Origin of the sequence: Dokdonella sp. (genome assembly GCF_051958935.1) — a bacterium.
Classification (GTDB): domain Bacteria; phylum Pseudomonadota; class Gammaproteobacteria; order Xanthomonadales; family Rhodanobacteraceae; genus Dokdonella_A.
This window is the reverse complement of sequence record NZ_JBQCFP010000166.1, coordinates 1-7850: the sequence shown is the minus strand read 5'-3', so window position 1 is coordinate 7850 and position 7850 is coordinate 1. Positions and strand designations below refer to the sequence as shown.

Annotated in this window: 6 protein-coding genes; 3 read left to right on the top strand and 3 right to left on the bottom strand. The window is 69.8% G+C overall.

Annotation, left to right across the window (positions count from 1 at the left end; translation table 11 throughout):
* Positions 1-183: 183 nt before the first annotated feature.
* Entirely contained in the window at positions 184-861 is a 678-nt protein-coding gene (locus ACTHK2_RS15735; RefSeq protein WP_440246667.1) for a hypothetical protein, read from the bottom strand.
* 195 nt (positions 862-1056) lie between these two features.
* On the opposite strand from ACTHK2_RS15735, the gene ACTHK2_RS15730 reads away from it, so the two are divergent.
* From ACTHK2_RS15730 to ACTHK2_RS15720, 3 genes are all read left to right on the top strand, one after another.
* Positions 1057-1437 carry a hypothetical protein gene (locus tag ACTHK2_RS15730; RefSeq protein ID WP_440246666.1) on the top strand — a complete coding sequence of 127 codons (381 nt, stop codon included), beginning with the start codon at positions 1057-1059 and terminating at the stop codon, positions 1435-1437.
* The gene (locus ACTHK2_RS15725) at positions 1398-2606 is read left to right on the top strand and encodes a TonB-dependent receptor domain-containing protein (protein ID WP_440246665.1); all 1209 of its coding nucleotides are present in this window, start codon (positions 1398-1400) and stop codon (positions 2604-2606) included. Before ACTHK2_RS15730 ends, ACTHK2_RS15725 begins: the two co-directional genes overlap by 40 nt.
* A 134-nt stretch (positions 2607-2740) precedes the next feature.
* On the top strand, positions 2741-4891 hold the full coding sequence (locus tag ACTHK2_RS15720) for a hypothetical protein (protein WP_440246664.1): 2151 nt from the start codon (positions 2741-2743) through the stop codon (positions 4889-4891).
* Positions 4892-4920: 29 nt separating this feature from the next.
* On the opposite strand, the gene ACTHK2_RS15715 is transcribed toward ACTHK2_RS15720, so the two are convergent.
* Together ACTHK2_RS15715 and ACTHK2_RS15710 are read right to left on the bottom strand one after the other, a co-directional pair.
* Entirely contained in the window at positions 4921-5433 is a 513-nt protein-coding gene (locus tag ACTHK2_RS15715) for an ECF-type sigma factor (RefSeq protein ID WP_440246663.1), read from the bottom strand.
* 72 nt (positions 5434-5505) lie between these two features.
* On the bottom strand, positions 5506-7850 hold a 2345-nt coding region (locus ACTHK2_RS15710; protein WP_440246662.1), incomplete at its 5' end, for a protein kinase domain-containing protein.

The following is a 7850-nucleotide window of genomic DNA, read 5'->3' as shown; positions in this document are numbered from 1 at the left end:
CCGAGCGCAGTCGTCAGTGCGGCCGCGAGCACGCGCAACGCGGGCACCCGGCGCCGCGCACCCTCGCAGGTCCTCGAATCGAACATCGCCACTCTCCTTCGCAGGCCGATCGCCTGCCCGGAAGAACGCGATTGGAGCCGACCATTCGCCAGTGCGGACGCGACGGCATTCGAATGGCCGCGATCAATCCACGACGAACGCCTGCAGTTCGACCGGCAGCGTGGCGTTGATCACGAGCGACGCGGCGGCGACGCCGCCGGTGTCCTGCGCACAGTCGTCGGCGATCGTGAGCGTCCATGTGCCGTTCGCCTGCTGCGGCGCGAGCGCGGCGAACGCGGCATCGAGCGATACCGGTTCGCCGGTGCCGTCCGCGGTCGCGCGGTAGTAGCCCGCCGCGATCACGGCCTCGTCCGGCGTCGCGGAGGCGGTCGACCACCAGTCGGTCGTACTCTCGTCGCCGAACGCGTACGCGCCCTGCGCATCACTGCCGTCATCGCCTGCCGCGCCCGCGCCGGTGTCGCCGAACAGGGGCGCGGCCGGGCTGCCGCCGGGCGCGGCGAGGCGCACGTGCAGGTCGCCGACCCAGGTGTGTGTGGGTGCGAACGCGATGCGTACGCCAACGCTGCGCACGACGTCGACGAGGTCGCGCACGTCGAACTGCACGACGAGCGGCGGGCCGAGCGTCGTCGCGTCGCATACCGGATCGCCACCGCTGCCGCCGTGGCCGTCGGGGATCGCGCCGACGCCGATGCCGGCGAACTCGACGGCGCCCGCGCTCGCGTGGAATGCCAGCAGAAGGATCGCCGCGTGGCCGAGCGCAGCGACGGACCTCGGTCGAACCTGATTGCGTTCTACGTGCATGTCGCTGGACTCCTGGATGCGAGGGGCGGGCCACGCGAGCACGAGTCCGCGCGGGCGTGATGGTCATCGACGACGGATCAACGCGAAATCGCCTCGACACGCGCCACGCCGCGACACGACCGACGCGCGCCGACGGATCGATGGCGTGCGCGGCGATGGAACTGCGTTCCGACTCCGAGCAGGTGCCCCGAAGGCATGACGGGAGCAATGGACGTGGAGTTCCAATTGAAACGCGCGGTCGCGCACGCACGCGATGTCGTCTTGTTCGAATGCCCGCGCCACGGCACCGTGTCGCTGACGAGCGGGCACGGGCCCGCATCGCTCGTCGCCGGCACCGCCAGTCCGCTGTCGGTGCTGCTCGTGCTCGACGGCGCCGTGCGCCTCGACGACGGCAGCGTCGTCGAGGGCGGACGCCTCGCCTGCCTCGAAGCCGGCGCGAAGACGACGCTGATCGGCGTCGGTGCCGCGGATTGGCTGCTGTTGCAGGCGTCGACGACGACCTGGCGACACCTCGGCGGCCACGTGCCGAACTGTTCGTGCCGATCCTCAAGGACATCCCGTTCGTGCACGCACTGAACCTCACGGTCGGCGACCGCTGGTCCAAGTACAGCACGTTCGGCAGCACGAACAACACGAAGTTCGCGCTCGAATGGCGCCCGATCGAGGACCTGCTGCGCGGCACGACCTCGAAGGTGTTCCGCGCGCCTCGCATCGGCGACATCTTCAGCGGCGCGTTCAGCGATGCGCCGCGCCTGTCGCACGATCCGTGCGATCACGCCACCACGGCCGGCAATCCCGTCTGCGTGGGCGTGCCCACCGACGGCAGCTTCGTCAACCAGAACGTGCGCGAGAACTCGCAGTTGAACGCGATCGCGTCGGGCTCCGCGTACGCGGGCTTCCCGATCGGCCCCGAGAAGGGCACCTCGTTCGACTTCGGGGTCGTCTACGATCCGCACTGGCTCGAAGGCCTCTCGCTCAGCGCAGACCTCTGGCGCCTCTACCTCAACGAGAACATCACGAGCGTGGGCGCACAGCAGGTGCTCGACCTGTGCGCGGCCGGACAACTGGACTTCTGCCCGCTCATCCGCCGCTTCCAGAGCGGCGACAGCCAGGGCCAGATCCAGACGATCGTCGAACCGACCGGCAACCTCGGTCGCGTCGACGTCGGCGGCGTCGACATCGCAGCGAACTGCCGCCTGCCCGAGTTCGCATTCGGTCGCTTCAACGTCGGCATCAATGCGACGTACCTGAAGAAGTACGACCTGCAGGGCGCACCCGGCCTCGGCGACGCGAACACCGTGTACCACTACGCGGGCCATTTCCTCGGCAACGGTTCGGCGCAGGCCGCCGCGTGCGCAGGCGCGAACGGCGCGGTGTGCCTGTTCCCACGCTGGCGTGCACAGGGTACGGTCGGCTGGCACATGGGACCGTTCGACGCGTCGTGGTCGATGCGCTACATCCACGGCTTCCGCATGGGCTCGGCATCGCCGTCGCAGGACACGCACCCGTGGGGTCGCGAACTGGACGGCCAGTTCGCCGACTTCGGCGCGACCACGTACCACGACCTGCAGTTCGGCTACAACCTCGAGGCGCTCAACACGCGCGTCGACATCGGCGTCAACAACGTCGGCGACAAGCAGCCGCCGTTCCTGTACGCGAACAACACGTTGAACGCGAACACCGACCCGAGCGACTTCGACCTCATGGGTCGCTACTACTGGGACCGCGTGACCGTGAAGTTCTGATCCATCGTTGCACGGGGTGGTGCCGGCAAGGGCACCACCTCCCACGCCATGCGGACATGGTCTGGCGGATCGGGCCGCGCAACCTCGTTATGTCCGCTGAAGCGTGCGATCGACGCGCGCACCGCGAGATGCCTATGGCGCCGAAGATCGGCCGTCCCTGGTTACTGTCCCCCGCTGCATGCATCGCCCTGCTCGCCTCGTCGCTGCTGCCGCCACCCGCGTCGTGCGCGAGCATCGACGTGCCGACCACGCACCCGCGCATCTGGTACGGCAACGCGGCGCGCCTGCAGCAGGCGCGCGACTACTACGCCGCGCATCCGTTCACTCCCGGCGACGGCGACGCGGCCGGCAAGGCGCTGCGAGGCCTGCTCGCGAACGACACTGCCGACTGCGCGGCCGCGGCGCACACCGTGCGCGACTGGCAGGGCAGCACCGGCCCCGGCGCGTTCCGCGACGAGATCCGTGGCGAAGGCGAGGACCTGCTCCTCATGTACGACTGGTGCCACGACCAGCTCACCGCGCAGGACGTCGCCACGCTCGTCGCGCGCTGGAACGGCTACATGGATCGCGAACTCGCCGACACGCTCGGCAACGAAGGCAAGGAAGCGAACAACTACTGGGCCGGCCGCACGCGCAACCTGCTGCTGTGGGGACTGGCGAGCCATGGCGAGAATCCGCGCGCGCAGGAATTCATCGACGAAGCGCTCGATACGCGCATGGGCGTGCAGTTCCAACGCTGGTATGCGGACTTCGGCAAGGGCGGCGTGTTCCCCGAAGGCGACGACTACGGCGTGGTGAGCCTGTCCTATCCATTGCTCGCATTCGCGAGCGCGGCCGACTTCGGCTTCGACCCGTACGCACGCACCCCTTACTACACCGAAGCGATCTACGCCCTGCTCTACGGCAGCACGCCCGGCCCTTCCTCGATCACCGGCGCCGCGTCGAATGCGTATTCGTTCTTCCCGTTCAACGACGACGAGCACTTCCGCGACGGCGGTGCGATCAACCTGCGCTCCTACCTCGGCGACTTCGCGACCTACTTCGGCACGCGCGCGCCGCTCTCGGGCAATGCGCGCCACGCGCGCGCCTGGCGCGCCCGATCCGATGCGGGCCGGCGCTGGATGTTCGACGCGCTCGCGGCCACGGCCGACAGCGGCGACTTCGCCGGCGTGCCGCTCGACTACTACGCCGCGGGCGCGATGGTGCTCGACGCACGCACGAGCCATGCGGACGACGCGACCCAGGTGCACCTCCAGCTCGGCACGCCCGGCGGCATCGCGCACCGGCACATGGACGGCGCGAGTTTCCAGCTCTGGCGCGACGGTCGCTGGATCACGCGCGAGAGCACCGGCTATTTCGATACGCTCACGGGATTCCGGGGCCAGGGCACGACCCTCACCGACGACCCGGTCGCGCACAATGCGCTGTTGTTCGAAGGACGTTCGACCGGCCAATGGATCGGCGACACGGGACCCGTCCCGCATCCGACCGATAGCGACCAGCCGCGCGGGCTGCCTTCCGTGGTTCGCCTGCAGCACGAAGCGGCGTTCGCATACGTCGCGGTCGATCTCGGCGACGCCTACCGCAACGGCCTCGACACGCGCGTGGACTGGCCGTACGCGGACGCGGTGGTGCGCGAGTTCCTATTCGTGCGTCCGCTGCAGGCGCTCGTGATCCTCGACCGCATGCGTGCGTCGTCGGACTCCCTGCGTCCCTACTATGGGACCGATGCGTGGCTCGAGGACGGTCCGCGCGAGGACGCCGCGCACGTGCGACGTACGTTCGTCATGCACTTCGAGACGGCGCCGACCGCGGTCGGCGACGAGCGCATGGTGGCGAGCGTCGGCAACCAGCGCAGCGAACTCCTGACGTTGTTGCCGGCTGCGCCGTTTGGCCACGGCGATACGAACGTGCGCGTCGTCGACGAGGACCAGCCGGGCGACGAGCAGGCCGGGCAGTTCCGCGTCGAACTCGATTCGGTCGGCACGGCGGAAAGCTACTTCCTCAACGTGGTCACGGGCTACGACGCGGGCGAAGCATCGATGACGGCGGACCTCCAGGACCACGGCGACCACTGGTCACTCGTGCTCACGCATCCGCAGCGCGGCTCCGCGACGGTCGTGCTCGCGAAGGGCATGGCGTCGACGGGCGGCAGCGTGCGTATCGGCTCGGGACCGGCGGTGCCGCTGCGCGCCTCGGTCCAAGGCATGCGCGTGACCGACGGCGGCCCGGTCTGGGACGAGGACGACGCGCTGTTCGCGAACGGCTTCGACGCCGCGCCGTGAGCCGCGCCACCGCCCGCGTCGCGGCGTACTCAGGTCGCCCGGCTCGCGAGGAACGCGCGCGCGTAGCGCCAGTCGCGATCGGCCGTGCGCGCGGAGATGCCGAGGATCTCGGCCGCCTGTTTGAGTTCGACACCGGCGAAGTAGTGCAGCTCGACCAGCTTGGCCGCGCGCTCGTCTTCCTTCTCCAGCGCCGTGAGGGCGTCGTCGAGCTGCAGTGCCAACGCCGGGTCGACGTGCACTGCGTCGACCGCCGGATCGTCGAGCGCGAGGCGCGCGAGGTCCCCGCCACGCTTGGTCTGGCGCCGGCGCCGCGCCGCGTCCGCAAGGATGGAACGCATCGCACGCGCGGCGTAGGCGAAGAAGCGCGCCGGGTCCTGGAAGCGGAAGCCGGATTCACCCAGGCGCAGGTACACCTCGTGCACGAGTTCGGTCGTGCACAGCGTGGGACTGGCGCCGCGCGCGCGCTGGCGGCCGGCAAGCGATTTCAGCCGCTCGTACAGCTCGAGGAAAACGGGGTCGACGGATGTCGTCTGATCGTTCACGGCGAATGATTCTGCCCGGGCGTGCGTCATCGCGGCGCCCATCGTGCCACAGCGCCCCGCATGGGTCGCGCTTCAGGATTCGTTCGCGAGCGCACGCAATTCCTCCAGCACCGTCGGGTTGTAGCCGTTCGGCGGCGCCTTGAGCGCGAGCGCCTGGCGCGCGGCCTCGCGCGCATCGGCGGCTCGACCGGACCTGCCGAGCGCCCGAGCGCGCAACGCGAGCATGTCGAAGCGCGATACCCCGTTCGGAAACAGGCGTGCGTACTGCGGCTCGAATTCCTCGAGTTCGCGCAATGCCGGCTCGATGCGGCCGAGTTCGAACAAGGCGCGCGCGTGATGGAAGTGCACGGTCAGCGCCGACTGGATCATGCCGCCTCCGGTGTTCGCATTGATGACGAAGATGCGCTCGGCCGTATCGAGCGCCGACTGCCAGTCCTTGCGCGTCATGTCGATCGCGACCTTGTTCTCGAGCAGGAACGCGTAGGCCGGCGAGGTGTCGCCACTTCGGCGCTTCTGCTGCTCCAGCGCCGCCGCGATGTCGCGTTCGGCGGCGTCGAATTCCTTCCCCTGCGCGAGCGCGCGCGCACGGAACGCGAGTACGCGCGAGCAGACGACGTCCTGGACCTGCGCGAGCGTGCACTGGTCGACCGCCTGCGTATACCAGCGCGCGGCTTCATCGAAATGGCGCCGCGCCGCGTGCATCTTGCCGATCGCCGCTATCGCGTTCAGCGTGCGAGGGTCGGCGGTACCGAACACGGAGCGGCGCAGCTCGAGGCCGCGAACGAGGTATGGTTCGGCTTCGTCGAGGCGCCCCTGCGCGGCCAGGAATGAACCGTACATGCCGACCGTCCATGCCGTCGCCGGGTTGGGCTTGTCGAAGAATCGATTGCCGAGCTGGATCGCCTCCAGGTACGCGTGCTCCGCGCGCGGGATGTCGCCCGTGCCTTCCGCCGCGAGCGCCATCGTCGAGTAAAGCTCGATGATCGACTGGCTCGGCGGCGTTCCCGCCGCGTGCCAATCCGCGACGGCGGCTTCGGCTTCGGCGAGCCCAAGCGCGAATTTCTGCAGGTCGACGAGCGCCGTGGCGCGCTGGATCATCGCGCGCAGCCGCACTTCGGGCGCGAGCACGCCAGCGTCCGCGATCGCCACCGCGCGTTGCAGCAGTGCGAGCCCCGCGTCGCCACGTCCCTGGCGGATGTGCGCGCTGCCGAGCGCGATCAAGCCGTCGACGGCGAACGGTCGGGTGGACGCATCGAGCCTCGTCGCGACCGGATCGAGGATCGCCTGGGCGGCGGCATAGTGGGCCTGGGCGAGCTCCGCGTCCGCACGCAGCACCATCGCTTCGAGCCGCTGGTCCGATTGCGCACCGTAGGTCGCGTCGATCGCGCGATCGGCGAGATCGAGCAATGCGATCGAGCGATCGTAGGATCCGACGCTGCGCGCGACGCGCGCGAGGGTCAACAGCAGGTCGGCGCGCACGGCCTGCGGCAGCGACGTATCGCGCATGAGCCTGCCGGTCGCTTCCGCGACGATGTCCTCGACGCCGGGGCGGTGGTCGCGCGGGAGATCGGCGCCGCCGGCGTTGAACACCGACACGAGCAGGTCCCTCACCGTCTCCGCCCGCCTTGCCTGTTCCTCCGCACGCACGGCCTGCTCGCGCGCACGATCGGCCTGCCAGAGGATGGCGACGAACGCGGCGATCGCACCCACGACAACGAAGCTCACGAGGCCGAGCGCCGCGCGGTGGCGACCGACGAACTTTCCCGCGCGATACCGGCGCGTGAGGGGGCGCGCATGCACGGGCTCGCCGGCGAGATAGCGCTCGACGTCGTCGGCGAACGCAGCGGCCGTCGCATAGCGGCCGCGTGCGTCGTGCGCGGTGGCCATGTCCAGGATCGCGTCGAGATCGCCCTCGAGAAGGCGCCCGAGCGCGTGCGGCGCCGGCATGCCCCGCGGCACTGCGAACCGCCGGTCCGCCGCGGCGACGCTGCTCGCGCGCCGGTGCGGCGGCAGGCGTTCGCCGACGAGCAGTTCGCCGAGCACCATGCCGAGCGCGTATACGTCGGTCGCCGCGGTGATGGGTTTGCGCCCGAACTGCTCGGGTGCGGCGTACTCGGGTGTCAACGCGAGCGTGCGTGTTGCGACCGGCGAGTCCTCGTCGAGCAGCTTGGCGATGCCGAAATCGAGCACCTTGATGCGATCGTCGTGCGTGACGAGGATGTTCGACGGCTTGATGTCGCGATGCACGACGAGCGCCGCGTGCGCGGCCTCGATCGTTCGGCACAGCGACGTGAACCACTGCAGGCGCTGGCGCAAGCCGATCGCGCGCGCGTCCGCGGCGCGCGTGATCGGCGCACCGTCGACGAGTTCCATCGCGATGTACGGTATGCCGGCGTCGCTCACGCCGCCCTCGATCA